The organism is Paraclostridium dentum, assembly GCF_012922555.1.
Classification (GTDB): Bacteria; Bacillota; Clostridia; order Peptostreptococcales; family Peptostreptococcaceae; genus Paraclostridium; species Paraclostridium dentum.
Genome location: NZ_WIPK01000197.1, coordinates 1 through 318, shown reverse-complemented (window position 1 = coordinate 318; position 318 = coordinate 1). Strand labels below are relative to the sequence as shown.

1 protein-coding gene is annotated in these 318 nt (G+C 50.6%); it reads left to right on the top strand.

What is annotated here, in order from left to right; all coding sequences use genetic code 11:
* A partial coding sequence (locus GFJ41_RS21345) for a hypothetical protein (protein WP_206001639.1) occupies positions 1–318 on the top strand: 318 nt, incomplete at both ends.

The following is a 318-nucleotide window of genomic DNA, read 5'->3' as shown; positions in this document are numbered from 1 at the left end:
ATACAACACACCCAAGTACAGGATGATTGTCCGTTTCTCCAACAGAGACATTGTCTGTCAGATTGCCTATGCCAAGATTGAGGGAGACATGATTGTGTGTGCAGCATACTCTCATGAGCTTCCGAAATATGGTGTCACTGTGGGTCTGACGAACTACGCAGCAGCCTACTGCACTGGACTACTCCTCGCCCGCAGGTTGCTGAACAAATTTGGCTTGGATAAGGTATACGAGGGCCAAGTGGAGATCACCGGAGACGAGTTTAACGTGGAGAGCATTGATGGACAGCCCAGTGCCTTCACTTGCTACCTGGATGCCGG